Genomic DNA, 15,199 nt, shown 5'->3' with positions numbered 1-15,199 from the left:
CATAAGCGGCGTGCGCGCGCCCGCTTGCCGCCCGTCCGCCGAAACGGCCTCCGTGGTGCGGCCTCGCGGATCTTCCGCCAAGGGCGCACCAGCGCGAAACGGTCCCAAGGACATCTGCCATGTCAGTAACCCCAGCCACGCCCCTGGCGATCGAACTGAAGTCGATCACCAAGCGGTTCGGCGCCTTTGTTGCCAATGAGGACGTGAACCTCGCCGTCGAAAGCGGCAAGATCCACGCGATCATCGGTGAGAACGGAGCCGGCAAGACAACCCTGATGAACGTTCTGTTCGGGCTTTTGCAGCCGGACGAGGGCGAAATCTGGATCGATGGGGAAAAGAAGTCGCTTCCCAACCCGGCCGCGGCGATCGCCGCCGGCATCGGCATGGTCCACCAGCATTTCAAGCTGGTTCCCTCGCTGACGGTGGCGGAAAACGTCTTCCTCGGCATGGAAATCCGCAAGGGCGGCCTGATCGACCACGCCGCGCAGATCAAGAAGACCGCCGAGCTTTCGAAGCAGTTCGGCCTGCAGGTAGATCCCAACGAGCGCGTCGGGCTGCTGTCGGTCGGCATTGAGCAGCGTATCGAGATCCTCAAGGTGCTGGTGCGCGGCGCCCGCATCATCATCCTCGACGAGCCGACCGCCGTCCTGACGCCGCAGGAAAGCCGCGAGCTGTTCCAGACGCTGCGCGGCTTCGTCGCCCAGGGCATGACCGTCATTTTCATCTCGCATCACCTGGAAGAGGTGATGGAGGTTTCCGATACCGTTTCGGTGCTGCGTCTCGGCAAGAATGTCGCCTCGCGCCCAACGGCGGAGCTGACCAAGTCCGATCTCGTCCAACTGATGGTCGGCCGCCTCGTTTCCTTCGACCGCCTGCCGCGGACGCCGACCATCGGCAAGACCGTGCTTGAAGTGGAAGATCTCTGGTGCCGTGACGAACGTCAGTTGCAGGCGCTGCGCGGCGTCTCCTTCGGCGTCAAGGCTGGCGAGATCGTCGGTATCGCGGGCGTTGCTGGCAATGGCCAGACCGAGCTTGCCGAAGTGCTTTCCGGCCTGCGCCCCTCGAGCCATGGCTCGCTCAAGCTCAATGGCCGCACGATCACCGGCCTTTCCGCCCGCGACATCCGCGCTGCCGGAGTCGGTCACGTTCCCGGCGACCGGCTCGTGCGCGGCGTCGATCGCAACGCTTCGATCTCGATGAACCTATTGATGGGCCGCCAGGATCAGAGCCCCTGGTCGACGCATGGCATCATCAATCGACGCTACCTGCTGGAGCAGACGCAGGCGCTGATCAAGCGCTTCGACATCCGCACTCGGGGGCCTGAATCGCCGGCCAAGAGCCTGTCGGGCGGCAACATCCAGAAGATCGTGCTGGCCCGTGAATTCACCGGCAGCGCCGATTGCCTGCTGATCGACCAGCCGACGCGCGGCGTCGACATCGGCGCGCAGGAGCAGATCCATGGCGAGATCATGCGCCAGCGCGATGCCGGCAAGGCGATCTTGCTGATTTCCGTGCAGCTCGACGAACTGATCCGGCTTGCCGACCGCATCCTGGTGATGTTCGGCGGCACCATCATGGGCGAAATCTCCGGCGACCGTGTCGACGAGGAAGAGATCGGCATGCTGATGGCCGGCGTCGTTCCTGAGCCTCGTCCTAACCAAGTGGGGGCCGCATGATGTCGGACCGCTTCGACAGTCTTCTCGGCCAGGGGCTGGCCATCCTGTTTGCCCTCGGCCTCGGCGCTCTGGTCATCCTCACCGTGGATGAGAGCCCGATGAAGGTGCTGGTCACGCTGCTCAATGGCGCGTTCGGCAGCCCCGAGCGCATTGCCGGCACGCTCCTGCAGACGACGCCGATCCTGATCTGCGGCATCGCCGCCTGCATCTCGTTTCGCGGCGGCCTGTTCAATATCGGCATTGAAGGCCAGCTCTTCATGGGCGGCTTCTGGGCCACCTGGGTCGGTTTCTCGTTCAACCTGCCGCCGATCCTGCACATGCTGCTCGCCATGTCGGCGGCGGTGATTGCCGGCATGGCGTGGATCGCGATCCCCGCCTTCTTCCGGGCGCGCTACAAGACCAACGAGGTGGTTTCGACCATCCTCGCCAACTATGTCGCGGTCCTGATCACCTCCTATCTGACCATCAACATCTTCAAGCGCTCCGGCGGCCAGTCCGAGACGCCGCCGATCTTCGAGAGCGCCTATCTGCCAGAACTGTTTTCGTTCTCGCGGCTGAACTGGGGCCTTATCATCGGCCTCGCGCTGGCGATCGGCGTCTATCTGTTCTTCACCCGCACGTCGCGCGGCTATGCCGTCACCGAGATGGGCGCCAACCCGAAATTCGCCGAATATGGCGGCATCGACATCCGCAAGCAGGTCTTCCTGGTCCTGATCGCCTCCGGCGCGGTCGGGGGACTCGCCGGCGGCGTCGAGGCGCTGGGCGTGCATCACCGCTTCATGGAAGGTTTTGCGCCTGGCTTCGGCTTTGACGGTGTCATCGCGGCGCTGCTCGCCAATGGCAACCCGATCGGCACCATCTTCACGGCGCTGTTCTTCGGTGCGCTCAGGAGTGGCTCGCTCCTGCTGGAAGTCGACACCACCGCATCGCGCGAAATCATCACCGTCATCCAGGCGCTGATCATTCTGGCCGTCTCGGCGCAGATCACCATCCGCCGCAAGGCATCGGATTCGACCGCGGGAGAGCGTCGATGGAAGTTCTAGAACGTCTCCTCAACATCTCGCTGGTCATCGCGACAATCCGCACGACGGCGCCGATTCTGCTCGTCGCATTGGGTGGATCCTTCACCACCAAGGCCGGCATCTTCAACATCGGCCTCGAAGGCCAGATGCTGGTCGGCGCCTTCTTCGCCGTGATCGGCACCATCGCCACCGGCTCGCCCTGGCTCGGCGTGCTCTGCGGTGTTGCGGCGGCGCTGACGCTGGCGCTGATCTTCGCGCTGCTGGTCGTCAGCTTCAAGGCGAACGAGGTTGTCGTCGGCCTGGCCCTCAACATTCTGGCGGGCGGTCTCACCGTGTCGCTGATGAAGGCGATTTTTGGCACGCGCGGCTCGATCTTCGGCCATGGCCTGGTCGGCCTGCCGGCGTTGAAGCTGCCAAACGTGAAGGATCTCGGCTGGTTCGGGCAGATGATCTCCGGCTATACGCCTCTGGTCTATGCCGCCTTCATTCTCGTGCCCGTACTGATCCTCTTCTACAACCGCTCGCGGCTCGGCCTCTATATCCGCGTCGTCGGCGAGAAGCCGGAAGCGGCCGAGGCGCTCGGCATCTCGATCACCCGCATCCGCTATATCTCGTCGCTGCTCTGCGGCCTGCTGGCAGGCCTCGCAGGCGCCCATCTGGCGCTCGGCTACACGACGATGTTCACCGAAAACATGTCCTCCGGCCGCGGCTTCATGGCGGTGGCGATCCTGATCTTCTCGAACGGCGATCCGCTGAAGATCCTGCTCGGTTGCCTGCTGTTCGGCTTCTCCGATGCGCTGTCGCTGCGTCTGCAGACGCTGGGCATCTCGTCCTATCTCGTGCTTGCCGTGCCCTATCTGGTCGCGCTGATCGGCCTCTTCGCGCTGTCCTACCGGTCGCGTCCCCGCCTGATCCAGGAGACGCTCGCCAGCATGGGACGCGTTCTTTCCGTCAAGTCCAACACCATCAAACCAGCTACCGCCACGGACGCTTCCAAGCCGTGACGAGGGGATAAAATGGAACGTATCATTCTCGACGTCGACTCCGCGGGCGACGATATTCTTGCAGTGCTCTTCGCGGCGATCTCGCCGTCGATGAAGCTCGAAGGCATCACCACCTGCACGGGTGCCGCCGGTCCGATCGACCAGGTGACCAATGTCGTCCTCAACACGCTGGCGCTCGCCGGCAAGGGCGACGTGCCGGTTGCCAAGGGCGCCTGGCGCCCGATCGTCGGCAATTCCAAGGAAGACATGCAGGCGCCGGTGCATTTCGAGAAGCGTCTCGTGGCGCGCTTCGGCGACCGGCTGAAGACGTTCAACCCGCCGGCACCGACGCCGACGCTGAAGGTCATCGACAAGCACGCGGTCGACTTCATCATCGACACGGCGATGGCCAATCCCGGCGAGATCACGCTGGTCGTCACCGGCCCGATGACCAATGCCGCCATGGCCTTCCTGCAGGAGCCGGCACTCGCCAAGGCGCTGAAGCGCATGGTTCTGCTCGGCGGTAATTTCATCACCCCCGGCAACATCACGCCGCTGTCGGAATACAACATCTGGGCCGATCCCGAGGCAGCGCGCGTCGTGCTGAACCAGGGCGTCGACACCATCTTGGTGCCGCTCGATGTCTGCGAAGACAACCGCGCCGCCGCCAGCATGCTGACCCGCGACGACCTCTATGATCTGAAGGATCAGGGCGATCATCCGGTTCTCCAGATGATCCAGGATTCGTTCCCGATCTATATCGACATCTGGCGCGAGTTCTTCGATCTCGTCGGCTTCCCGATGGACGACATCATCACCGTCGCGCTCGCCTTCGACCCGACGCTCTGCACCATGACCGAGCCGCTGTACTGCGACATCGTGCTCGACGGTCGCGTGGCGCGCGGCCAGACGGTCGCGTATCGCGGTCGCCAGCTGCTTCCCGGCGGCGGTCCGAAGACGACCCGTATCTGCACCGACATCGACGGTCGCCGTTTCATGAAGCTCTTCAAGGAAACGATCGTCCGCTACCAGACGGCCAAGGCGTAAGGGCAAGATCATGACCACCGACATCAACAGCATCCGCCCGACGCCGATCCTGCTGGATTGCGATCCCGGCCATGACGACGCCATCGCGCTCGTGATGGCGCATCGCTCGAAGGCGATCGACCTCATCGGCGTCACCGTCACCTGCGGCAATGCCGAGCCGGAAAAAACCGTCTCGAACACGCTGCGCATCCTGGAATTCATCGGCGCGCAGGACGTGCCGGTCGCGGCTGGCTGCGTGCGCCCGCTGGCGCGTCCGCTGGTGCTCGGCACCGCCGACGGTCCGAGCGGCCTGGAGGGTTCGCCTTACCTGCCGCAGGCGACCAAGAAGGTCGAGCCGATGCATGCGGTCGACTTCATCGCCAAGACCCTGCGCGAGCAGGATGAGCCGCTGCGCATTGTCGCGACCGGCCCGCTCTGCAATCTCGGCCTGTTCGTCCTGAAGTATCCGGAGCTTCTTTCGAAGATCAAGGACATCGTCTGGATGGGCGGTGTGTTCTGGCGCAAGAGCGAATACATCACGCCGACCGAGTTCAATGCCTTCTGCGATCCGGAAGCGCTGAAGATCGTGCTCGACAGCGGCGTGCCGATCACCATGGTCGGCCTCGACGTCACCATGAAGGTGTTGGTCGAGGAAGCCCAGTATCGCGAGTTCGAGAAGATCGACACCGAGCTCGGCCGCGTCGTGCTCGACTGGCTGAAGTTCTACGAGAAGCTGCACCGCGACTCGATGGGTGTTGGCGGCGCGCTGCACGACCCGCTGGCGCTGGCGCTGATCATCGACCCGACGCTGGTCAAGACGCGTCCGGCCCATATCGGCGTCGACCTGACCGGCACCTACACCTTCGGCGCGACGGTCGCCGATTACTGGAACGAGCGCGGCCTGCCGCCGAATGCCCAGGTCTGCGAGGAGGTCGATTCCGACCGTTTCTTCGACCTGCTCTACAGCCTGCTGCGCGACTGATCGCGACGGCGCGCATGGCGCCGCTAGCGCGAAGCGGCCAAGCCTGATCGGGCCGGCCGGCGGATGATCCGCCGGCCGGCCTTTTTGTTTGGGCTCAGGCCGGCGTCGCCAGCAGCCGGTCGATGCGGCGGCCTTCCAGCGCCACCACCTCGAAGCGCCAGCCTTCCCAGGCGAAGCTCTCGCCGACCTCCGGCAGGTGGCCGAGATGCTCGAGCGCGAAGCCGGCCAGCGTCGTGTAGTCGCCGTCGGCCTGCATGTCGCCCGTCTGCAGAGTCCGTTCGACGTCGTCGATCGGCATCCGCCCATCGATCAGCCAGCCGCCATCCTCGCTCTGGGTGGCGTAAGGCTCCTCGTCGCCGGCGAGTTCCGGCATGTCGCCGGCGATCGCGACCAGGATGTCGGTCAGCGTCACGATGCCCTCAAAGGTGCCGTGCTCGTCGACCACGATCGCCATGTGCACCGTCGAGCCCTTGAAGCGCTCGAGCAGCGTCAGCACGGGCATCGTCTCGGTGACATAGATCGGTTCGCGGATGGCGGTCTCGATCGCGAGGTCGTCCTCGTCGCGGCCGACGAGGTCCTTGGCGTGGACGATGCCGAGGATCTGGTCGACATCGCCCCGGCAGACCGGGAAGCGCGAGCGGCCGCTTTCGCGCATCTCGGCCAGGATCGCTTTCGGGTCATCCTCGACATCGAGCCAGATGGCATCGACGCGCGGCACCATGATCGAGCGCACCGGCCGGCCGGCCAGCGACAGCACCTGCTCGATCATCAGGCTTTCCTCGGCGGTGAAGGCGCTTCCGCCGCCACCGGTCGAGACGATCGCCGCAACTTCTTCCGAAGCCTGCGGCGCCGAGTGGCCGCCACGCAGCATCCGCAGCACCGCCATCGAGGTTCGGTCACGCAGATCCGCCGTGGTGACGCGCTTGACGACGTTGCGCCGGCCGAGCTGGTTGGCTGCCTCGATCAGGATCGAGAAGCCGATCGCCGCGTAGAGATAGCCCTTCGGGATGTGGAAGCCGAGGCCTTCGACGATCAGGCTGAAGCCGATCATCAGCAGGAAGCCGAGGCAGAGGATGACCACGGTCGGGTGGCGCGAGACGAAGGCCATCAGCGGCCGGCTCGCCAGCATCATGACGCCGATGGCGACGATGACGGCGATCATCATGATCGACAGGTGCGAGGCCATGCCGACGGCGGTGATCACGCTGTCGAGCGAGAACACCGCATCGAGCACGACGATCTGCACGATCACATGCCAGAACACGGCATGCGCGCCATTGCTCGACTTGGCGCCGTGGTCGCCTTCGAGCCGCTCATGCAGCTCCATCGTGCCCTTGAACAGCAGGAAGGCGCCGCCGACGATCAGGATGACGTCGCGCCAGGAAATGTCGGAGCCGAGCACCGTGAACAGCGGGTAGGTCAGCTTGACGATCCAGGAGATCGAGGCGAGCAGCCCCAGACGCATCACCAGAGCCAACGTCAGGCCGATGACGCGCGCGCGGTTGCGCTGGTGCGGCGGCAACTTGTCGGCGAGGATCGCGATGAAGACGAGATTGTCGATGCCGAGCACGATCTCGAGCACGATCAGGGTTGCAAGTCCGGCCCAGGCAGCCGGATCGGACATCCATTCGAAAATCATTGAGGGGTTCCCGTGACCGGACGGTAGGACCGGTCCTCCTGTTGAGACGGCGAAGCGGCAGGCGCTGTGGCGGTCAGTCTGGCATATGGCCACGACGTCGGTGCGACAGCGCCGGTCCGGTGCAATGAGGGTGGCGACGATCGGTGCGGAAGCTCGGTCCGGGCGGCGTGGCGCGCACGGCGTCGTTCGCGCAAGGGATTGCGCGTGATGCGGTGCGCGAGGCTGCCGCAGGGCGGGCCGGATCGGCCTATGCCGCGGCTGCGGAGGGAGCTTGGCTTGGATCGGGCTGGCCCCCTGGCCCAGAACGGGGAGGGGGCGGTGGTACTATCGGGGTCGTCGGATGGCATCAGCTGACGGAATCCGGCAATCGGGACATGGGTTGGCGCGATCTCTCAAGGGGTGGACGGTTCGTCCGAGACGCGCAGTGTAGGGGCACGCGCGCCAACGGTCCATGCCTATCGCAGTTCATGCCCATCGCGGCCCATTGCGGATCGAGGACCGAGCCTAGAGCCAGCCCTGCGATTTCGCCGCCTGCAACAGGGTCAGCACGACGATCAGCACGGCGAGCACGATCGATCCGGTCGGCGGCCAGGACGAGTTGCGGCGGTTCCTGAACATCGGCTCTCCCGATTGGCCGTGAATCCTTTCCACGGCGCCTCGATGGCGGGACCATGCCACAGGCGGTTGCCATGCGCCAAACGCTGCTATGACGACCTGCCGTTTCGGTACTGCGTACCGGCACCCACAGCTCGCGCAGCAGGCCCGGTCTGATCCTGCGGTTCAACTCTGAGTATGCCGGCTAGACGCCGGCGCAAGCATTGACGTCACAGCGTGGAGAATGTGACAAGGTTTGAACGCAATAGCTCTTGGAGCGGCAGCATGTCTTTCGTAGACATTTTCGCCTGGATCGTTCTGCTCGTCGTGATCGCCACTCTCGTGGCAGTGATTGTCACCTTGGGGCTCATGCCAGGTCGTATAGCGCGAAGGCGCGGCCATCCATGGGCTCAGGCGGTAGCCGTCGGAAGCTGGGCGAGCTTGGTCTTTGGATTTGTCTTCTGGCCCCTGGTGTTGATCTGGGCCTATGTCGACTTCCCGGAAAAGAAGGAGGCGACCAAGTGATCGTCGTCCTTCTCAATGGCTACATCGCTCTCCTTGTCCTTTTCGTCTGGCTCAAGTTCATCCCTTTCAACTTGTTTTGGAAGGTATCGCCGGTCATCGTGATGCTCGCGCTTCTGGTCGGCCTGTTCATTCCGATGGGATGGGGCGCGCCGTCTGGACCGGCGGCGGTGCAGCGCAATTCCGTCCAGGTCATCCCATCGGTGGCTGGCGAAGTCATTGACGTTCCGGTCACCGCCAACACGCCGCTCAAGGCCGGGGATATTCTGTTCCGCATCGACCCCACCGTTTATGAGGCGCAGGTTCGCGGCATCGAAGCTCAGCTCAAGCTGGCGGAGTTGCGGTTCAGCCAGTTCTCCGAGCTCCAAAGCAAGGACGTCGGGCGGGCTTTTGATGTGCAACAGCGCGAGGCCCAGCGGGATCAGCTCCAGGCAGAACTCGACGCTGCCAAATGGAACCTCGACAAGACGACTGTTCGCGCGCCGACCGACGGCTATGTCACCAACCTTGCCCTCCGCAAAGGCGCGCGCGTCAATGGCCAGTCGCCCGTGATGGCCTTCATCGACACGGCCGACACCCTCCTCGGCGCCGAGATTTCGCAGAACAACGCGCGCTACATCGAGGCTGGCCAGCCTGTCGAGGTCACGTTCAAGATGTTTCCCGGCCGGATTTTCTCCGGGAAGGTTGAGACGGTAATCCAGGCCATCGCAACCGGGCAATCGCAGCCCGGCGGGCTTGCCGTGGCGCCATCGGAGATCCTAGCGGCTCCGTTCGTGGTGCGCTTCAAGCTCGATGATCCTTCAATCGGCCTAAGCCTTCCCGCCGGAAGCACGGGCACGGCCGCCATCTACACCGACCATGTCCAGGTGGCGCATGTCATTCGCAAAGTCGTGCTCCGACAGAGCGCAATCCTGAACTACGTCAACCCGTTCTAGGCGGTTGGGGGCGCTCTCGACGTCCCAGCTTGTAAGGATTCGCGCCGGCGTCAGGCGATGACTTTCCTTCAGAACAACGCCGCTTCGAAGCGACAGCGCGATGAAGAGGCCGTAGCCGAACAGCAGCGGCGTTCGGCCTTATTCGACGACGGTCTGGCCAGCCTCTACGGCAAAATGACTACCAAAAGCTGTCTGTCGATCAGCTGTCTGGCGAGTTTATCATGCCATAGTCGTTTAGTTTCAAGGAGTTGTGGTGGTGCTGCAAGAGAGGATTGAGCTGGCCTCTTTTGTGTAGCACCCGTTGATATCTCAGCGCTTTTTCTCCCTCGCGAACATCCTTTGTGTGAAGATCGGGTGTGAGTGTCAAGGGTCCGCGAACGGCCGTGCTTAGGCGGGGAGCGGATTGGCAGGTTTCGGCCGGCCACGCTTGGAAAGCTGCCCTTCACTTGGTCGATGGGTTTCGACGGCAATGCACCCAAAAAACATTTCACGCGTCTGAGAGGATGGCATCGTCCGATGACATCTTACCAATTATCTTTACCCTTGTTTTGGATGAGCTTCTGAGCCTTTGCCGCGAGCATTGCCTTTTTCTGATCGATTAGTTCCGCCAGCGCATCTTCCAGCAGCTCGAAACAATCTAGCAGCGCCTGCGCATCGGCCTCCCCCTGGTGACTTCCGTAGTCGCCCACATGTCGCAGGGCATCTAGGGCGTCTTTGTGCCCCGGCTTCATTGTGTCGAATTCGTCAATTCGTTCTGACAAGTCGAGGGTGTGAACTTTGACTTTCTTCCCTTTGCCCTTCGTCGGCACCTTGAAATGGTCCATCAAGCGCTCCACGAAAATGCGCAGTCTGTTCGCAGCAGCAGCCTTGTCCACCCAATACAGCTCGAAACCCTTTTTCAGTTGCTTCGAACACTCAGACGGAAGATTATGAGAAATGGGAATGATGTTGGGCGCTGGGCGAACGTACCCGCAGACAAGTATGCTCTCCCAAGACTGAGTGTTCCGCTCGTAGTCATCTTGCATCCACGCCTGGCGATCGCCGCCGACCACCACAATTTCTCCGCATGTGGCAACCTCGCACTTCATAAGCGCGACAAAACGTTCAACGGTCCAGTCAGGCTCGGAGTCCTGATGGTCTTGCTCTTCTTTGGAATATTCGGTTTCTTCCCACCTTGGAAAGTCGGGCATCGTCAGTAGTGAGCCGCTTTCACATTGCGGACAGGTCCATTTAGGCAGAGCCGTAAACCCAGCATCCCACAAATCGCGTCTCATTTGCCGTACCCACTAAATCGGAGATGACGCTTGCCGCGCTTCTCGGCCGTCAACCAAATGCTCTGTGACGCGCTGCTCCGCTGAAATGCCCTGCTATCTTGGGTGACTATCGACCAGCGGCGGAGTTTGTCTTCTGCTGGCCAGCATACTTTATGTCGCAGGGGGAGCAATCGTCGTTTGCCCGAGCGGGTTAGCAAGGTCCGAGGCTGGGCTTGGAGCTGGCCAAAAAGAAAACAGACGGTCGAACGTGGGTGGGAGAACCAGCGCTGGTCCTTCTGGCAGGAAGCGTCTGCGGGACTCCATAGGCGGGTATTGGCAGCTCGCTGCAAGGATGTGGCGGCGACCCGCGCTTGCCCGTCCACGGACTCCGTACGCGCCTCTATGCGACTTCCAGTGCTCTGTACACGCTCCCCCGACCGATCCCAAGGGTCTTTGCAATCTCGGTCGGGGTCTTCCCCTCGCCGTGCATCCGCCGCACATCGTCCGCCTTGAGCTTGGCGGAAGGCTTTCTGCCGAGATACTTCCCTTCGGCCTTTGCCTTGGCGATACCTTCTTTCTGGCGTTCCAACATCATCTCCCGCTCGAACTGGGCGAAGCCTGCGAAGATGTTCAGGATCAGCCGGCCCGTCGCGTTGCGAGTGTCGACCGTCTCGCCTCCAAGGTTCAGCACGCGAAGCCCGACGCCTCGCTCTTCGAGTTCCTTCACGATTTCCCAGAGGCCGACTGTGGAGCGGGCCAAGCGGTCAACCTTGGTGACCACGAGGGTGTCGCCTTCTCGGGCGAACGACAGGGCGAGCCCGAGCTGCTCCCGGGGCGCGACGGAGGAGACGTGTTCAGCGAACAGGCGTTCACACCCAATCGCCTCAAGGTCACGTTTCTGGGCCAGTAGGCCAGCTTCCTGTTCCGAGGTCGACGTGCGTGCATATCCGACGAGCATGGTAGTCTCCGATCGTCCAGAAGGGTCTAGACCATTGAGTCGGATTGCGTCCAAAATGTCAACCCCATTCATTTGGACGAATTTTGGGGGGCTTGCGGACACGTCCGCTGGGGCAGGACCTATTGGGCACTCAAAGCAGAGTGGTGCATACGGCAAGCGGTGCCGCGCGACAGCGGTAGGCCTGCTGGCTAAGTCGAGCTTAGAGCTTCTGATCGCCTACGGCGCACTTCATTCAGACGGTCGACGAGAGTGGGGGCTTTGTTGGTCCCCATTCGATTCTGTATGAATCGCAGTTGCTGATCGTCCACGCCATAGATGTAGTGATCAGCATTCTCTACCACAGCCTGATTGATGTTTCGAACCAGTTCGGTTTGTGAGCGGTTCTTGATGTGGTCGGCATAGCCCCGTTCTTTGACCGCCAGGAAAATCTCATAAGGGCCGATAGGGAGGAGAATACAAGAATCCCAGCCCATCATATGATGCGTGTATATCAGCGGGCGATCGGAAGTCAGGAGCGAGAGCCGAGCGTGCTCGACTTTCAGCACTGACCAGTGGAACGATACCATCGCACGGGCGGCTGTTTTGTGATCCATGATCCGTCGCAAAACAGTAAAGGCACCCTTCTCAAAGAGAAGGTCGTCCGAGCTTCTGATGTATTCAAGAACCGATTCCGGGTCTCCAGCGGCTTTCGCCTCCGTGTACTTTTCCTGAAGCTCGGGAACGCCTGCCAGCCAATCCCCCTTTACGTGTTCCTTCACCTTCCGAATGTCTTCAGGCATGCGCGACATGAGACTCGCAAGGAAGCCGGCCCACGCCTCGCGCTGCTTAGCGGTGAAAGTGCTGGCGGCGTGTTGGTCGCGCATGATTTCCAGGGCTTCGGCTGCTCTGCTATCGACCGGAGAGAGGAAGGTGCGCTCAAAGGCTACCGCCTCTTCTTCAGGAAGACCTTCGATGGCATAAAGTCGCTTGATATAGCCGGTGGCGTCGGGGTGCTGTCGCTTGGGTACGACGTTGTCACGGTGCGGTTTGCTGAATTGGCATACACGTTGATCGCTCCCCGCCCACCGCTTGAGATAGAATACGGGCAGGAAGTGATGCTTATTCGGCTGGTTGGTCATGTCGAATCGATACCTACAAGGCCCAACCATATCTGCTTCGACTTGCTGCACTTGGACGGAATGCAATTCAGGTTCCTAGCGGCAAGGTGGCGGAATGCACGCGGCTCGCCCCGTGCTGCCCTCTGGCACGGGGCCGCAGGGGGGGATACCGCTCGCTCTTATCTTCATGCCCTCGGACAAATTCTGGAAACTTTTTGGGTCGCTGACCCCGGGCCTCTTGGGACCCGACGTTGATGACTACGGTCCTCCGGGGCATCGGGCCTGATCTCGGCCTCTCTTTCCCGCAGCCCTGTATGAGGAGGGTCTCATCACTCACTATGCCTGCATCAAGACCTGAGGAGTGATGAGATAGAGCCTACAGCACATGCTGTATCAGAGCCTTAAGAGAGCCTACCTACATACCTAATGAATAGGGGTATAAACTGGGTTAGTATCTAGTCGAGGTAGTTAGTTCGTGTTTGGCAGAGTTCCGCCATTTCCTAGCATCCAGCTGGCTTCTTGCCCTGCCCCCGGGGCAGGTTGCGCAGATCGCCTTCTGGTCCGACTGGAGCGCCTCCAGATCAGCGCCTAGCAGTTCCTCCTGGACGTCTGGGCGGGGTCACGCATGGCCTCTGCACTCCTTCTATCGCTCGGTACAAGCTCCCCCCCCCTGCCAATCCCCAATGCTGTCGACTGAGGTCAGGGCGCGGAGCCAGAGGGTAGGAGGCAAGCTGCAAGCCAGCCGTAGGCGGAGCTGCAGGACGGCGTGGAGAAGGAGCTGCATTCCATCCAGACCAGCGGCGGCAAGGAGACGGGAATGAACGTTGCTCGTCCGCGTTGCCTCTGCACTAGTGGCGCATGGGGAAAAATTCGCGCGCTCTTATCATCATACGGGCTGACAAAATTCTGAAAACCTTTTGGGTCGCTGACCCTGAGACTGTTGGGGCCCGATCTTGACCACGGTCTTCCGGGCATGGGGCCTGATCTCGGCCTCTCTTCCCTCAGCCCTGCATGAGGAGGGTCTCATCACTCACTATACCTGCATCAAGACCTAGGGAGTGATGAGATAGAGCCTACAGCACATGCTGTATCAGAGCCTTAAGAGAGCCTACCTACATACCTAATGAATAGGGGTATAAACTGGGCTAGCACCTAGTGCAGGGTGTTTAGTCGCGGCTTTGGCAGAGCCCCGCCATTCCCGCCCATCTAGTTGGCTTTTTGCTCAATTCCATGCAGGTGGCGCAGAGCGCCTTCAGTTCCGGCTGCCGTCCCGTCCATGATCGCCTCTAGAGCAGCGTCTAGAAGCTCCTCCTGGACGGGCGGGGCGGCGTTCTGCTTGACCTGTCGCATCGCAAGGGGGACATGGCGGACTGCCGTCTGCGCTGTACGGGAGGGCAGCGATGGGGGTAAAGCTGACCGTCGCCAAAGCGCGAGATCGCTTCAGTCTTCCAAGAGAACGATCATCACTTCAGGCCTTCCGCCATTCCAAACGCAGATCACAAGGCACGCGTCACGAACAGCCTCCCGTCCGCTTCGGTTACTTTCTACAGTGCGTTCTCTCGATCAATGCGGCAGACTCTTGGGTGGCCGTAGGCGGAGTTTGTGCAGCGTTGGTAGAGAGGTAGCCGGCGGTCTCTTCATGCCCGTCAGAGGCTCGCTCCGGGCCTTCTAGACGTCCTCTGAATCTGATCTAGGCGGCACCCCTCGGCAGTGTCTTCATGGCCTCGGACTTGGCCTTCAAAAGGCAGTGCCACACTGTCGCGTAGCAGAGCGCGACGCTAAGTCATGCGTTTTCGCCAAACTCGCCTTCAAACGCGCGACCTGCCGTTCGCGAGCAATCGACCAGCTTCCTTTGAGTGTAGTTAAGGCGCGCATACGAAGAAAGCCCGCGCAGGTTTAGCAGGACATAATCTGTGATCCTGTCTACGTCCTTTTTGGCTGCATGCTGAGCGACATAGTTCCGAATGGCGCTGCTCCCCTGCTTAGCAAAGGTAGCGGCCAATTCGCGTGCCTGAATGTCATCCGCTTGCATCGCTTCAGTGACCATGCAGCCAAGCTGTTCTGGGTCGCGCGTATAATGCCGAGCCGCCGCGACCATCAACTCGGTGAGGGCCTCTGCTGGCGGTCGGCCCGCTTTCAGATGCTTCCCAATCGGCAGAAAGTCGGTCACGCAGTAGGATTGCAGGACACGCTCAAATAGTCCCAGCTTGCTGCCATAGGCGGCGTAGAGGCTTGGCGGGTTGATCTCGAGAGCCTGCGTCAGATCGGCGATGCTGACTGCATCATAACCCCGCGCATGAAAAAGCCGTCGTGCGATCTCGATGCCTTGCTCTCGATCGAAAGCGGGCCGGCGTTGTCGGGGGGCTTTGGTAACCATCAGGGTTCCTTTTCTGGCGATTTTTATAGCGGTTCCTACAGCGATCGCAAGAAGCCTAGCCCGACTAATGTAGCGATCGCTATAAACTTCTTGCTCACGCCGATGATGGCCTTTATATAGTGATCGCTACATCAA

12 protein-coding genes are annotated in these 15,199 nt (G+C 61.5%); 7 read left to right on the top strand and 5 right to left on the bottom strand.

All coding sequences use genetic code 11. The features are described from left to right. The first annotated feature begins 119 nt into the window (after window positions 1-119). The 5 genes from OSH12_RS18555 to OSH12_RS18535 are packed head-to-tail and all read left to right on the top strand — an operon-like array spanning window position 120 to window position 5,689. Window positions 120-1,676, top strand: coding sequence for an ABC transporter ATP-binding protein (locus OSH12_RS18555; RefSeq protein ID WP_266345095.1), 1,557 nt, complete (start codon window positions 120-122; stop codon window positions 1,674-1,676). After that, window positions 1,676-2,719: an ABC transporter permease gene (locus tag OSH12_RS18550; protein ID WP_266345321.1), complete on the top strand. Its 1,044-nt coding sequence runs from the start codon at window positions 1,676-1,678 to the stop codon at window positions 2,717-2,719. Before OSH12_RS18555 ends, OSH12_RS18550 begins: the two co-directional genes overlap by 1 nt. Next, on the top strand, window positions 2,707-3,702 hold the full coding sequence (locus OSH12_RS18545; RefSeq protein ID WP_266345094.1) for an ABC transporter permease: 996 nt from the start codon (window positions 2,707-2,709) through the stop codon (window positions 3,700-3,702). Before OSH12_RS18550 ends, OSH12_RS18545 begins: the two co-directional genes overlap by 13 nt. A gap of 12 nt (window positions 3,703-3,714) precedes the next feature. Further along, the gene (locus tag OSH12_RS18540) at window positions 3,715-4,728 is read left to right on the top strand and encodes a nucleoside hydrolase (protein WP_266345093.1); all 1,014 of its coding nucleotides are present in this window, start codon (window positions 3,715-3,717) and stop codon (window positions 4,726-4,728) included. A gap of 10 nt (window positions 4,729-4,738) precedes the next feature. Further along, complete coding sequence (locus tag OSH12_RS18535) at window positions 4,739-5,689, top strand: nucleoside hydrolase (RefSeq protein WP_266345092.1); 951 nt, start codon at window positions 4,739-4,741, stop codon at window positions 5,687-5,689. 94 nt (window positions 5,690-5,783) lie between these two features. On the opposite strand, the gene OSH12_RS18530 is transcribed toward OSH12_RS18535, so the two are convergent. Further along, entirely contained in the window at window positions 5,784-7,328 is a 1,545-nt protein-coding gene (locus OSH12_RS18530; RefSeq protein WP_266345091.1) for a TerC family protein, read from the bottom strand. Window positions 7,329-8,207: 879 nt separating this feature from the next. Here OSH12_RS18530 and OSH12_RS18525 point away from each other — a divergent pair. Both OSH12_RS18525 and OSH12_RS18520 read left to right on the top strand, forming a co-directional pair. After that, on the top strand, window positions 8,208-8,447 hold the full coding sequence (locus OSH12_RS18525) for a DUF3302 domain-containing protein (protein ID WP_266345090.1): 240 nt from the start codon (window positions 8,208-8,210) through the stop codon (window positions 8,445-8,447). Further along, on the top strand, window positions 8,444-9,379 hold the full coding sequence (locus OSH12_RS18520) for an HlyD family secretion protein (RefSeq protein ID WP_266345320.1): 936 nt from the start codon (window positions 8,444-8,446) through the stop codon (window positions 9,377-9,379). Before OSH12_RS18525 ends, OSH12_RS18520 begins: the two co-directional genes overlap by 4 nt. Before the next feature lie 524 nt (window positions 9,380-9,903). Here the strand turns inward: OSH12_RS18520 and OSH12_RS18515 are convergent. From OSH12_RS18515 to OSH12_RS18500, 4 genes are all read right to left on the bottom strand, one after another. Then, on the bottom strand, window positions 9,904-10,653 hold the full coding sequence (locus OSH12_RS18515; protein ID WP_266345089.1) for a DUF4145 domain-containing protein: 750 nt from the start codon (window positions 10,651-10,653) through the stop codon (window positions 9,904-9,906). Window positions 10,654-11,032: 379 nt separating this feature from the next. Next, window positions 11,033-11,590 carry a recombinase family protein gene (locus OSH12_RS18510; protein ID WP_266345088.1) on the bottom strand — a complete coding sequence of 186 codons (558 nt, stop codon included), beginning with the start codon at window positions 11,588-11,590 and terminating at the stop codon, window positions 11,033-11,035. 188 nt (window positions 11,591-11,778) lie between these two features. Further along, window positions 11,779-12,708, bottom strand: a complete 930-nt coding sequence (locus tag OSH12_RS18505) for a DUF4238 domain-containing protein (RefSeq protein WP_266345087.1) — start codon at window positions 12,706-12,708, stop codon at window positions 11,779-11,781. Between the two features lie 1,762 nt (window positions 12,709-14,470). Beyond that, window positions 14,471-15,064 (bottom strand): TetR/AcrR family transcriptional regulator, encoded by a 594-nt coding sequence (locus OSH12_RS18500; protein ID WP_266345086.1) that lies wholly within the window; start codon window positions 15,062-15,064, stop codon window positions 14,471-14,473. Window positions 15,065-15,199: the final 135 nt, after the last annotated feature.

It is taken from the genome of Kaistia terrae, from assembly GCF_026344005.1.
GTDB lineage: Bacteria > Pseudomonadota > Alphaproteobacteria > Rhizobiales > Kaistiaceae > Kaistia > Kaistia terrae.
Note: the sequence above shows the minus strand (reverse complement) of the source record. Positions and strands in the feature narration are given on the sequence as shown.

Excerpts from the sequence above, each read along its gene's own strand:
- OSH12_RS18505 (WP_266345087.1), bottom strand. The coding sequence starts at position 12,708 with ATGACCAACCAGCCGAATAAGCATCACTTCCTGCCCGTATTCTATCTC.
- OSH12_RS18510 (WP_266345088.1), bottom strand. The coding sequence starts at position 11,590 with ATGCTCGTCGGATATGCACGCACGTCGACCTCGGAACAGGAAGCTGGC.
- OSH12_RS18545 (WP_266345094.1), top strand. The coding sequence starts at position 2,707 with ATGGAAGTTCTAGAACGTCTCCTCAACATCTCGCTGGTCATCGCGACA.
- OSH12_RS18535 (WP_266345092.1), top strand. The coding sequence starts at position 4,739 with ATGACCACCGACATCAACAGCATCCGCCCGACGCCGATCCTGCTGGAT.
- OSH12_RS18540 (WP_266345093.1), top strand. The coding sequence starts at position 3,715 with ATGGAACGTATCATTCTCGACGTCGACTCCGCGGGCGACGATATTCTT.
- OSH12_RS18515 (WP_266345089.1), bottom strand. The coding sequence starts at position 10,653 with ATGAGACGCGATTTGTGGGATGCTGGGTTTACGGCTCTGCCTAAATGG.
- OSH12_RS18530 (WP_266345091.1), bottom strand. The coding sequence starts at position 7,328 with ATGATTTTCGAATGGATGTCCGATCCGGCTGCCTGGGCCGGACTTGCA.
- OSH12_RS18500 (WP_266345086.1), bottom strand. The coding sequence starts at position 15,064 with ATGGTTACCAAAGCCCCCCGACAACGCCGGCCCGCTTTCGATCGAGAG.
- OSH12_RS18555 (WP_266345095.1), top strand. The coding sequence starts at position 120 with ATGTCAGTAACCCCAGCCACGCCCCTGGCGATCGAACTGAAGTCGATC.
- OSH12_RS18550 (WP_266345321.1), top strand. The coding sequence starts at position 1,676 with ATGTCGGACCGCTTCGACAGTCTTCTCGGCCAGGGGCTGGCCATCCTG.
- OSH12_RS18525 (WP_266345090.1), top strand. The coding sequence starts at position 8,208 with ATGTCTTTCGTAGACATTTTCGCCTGGATCGTTCTGCTCGTCGTGATC.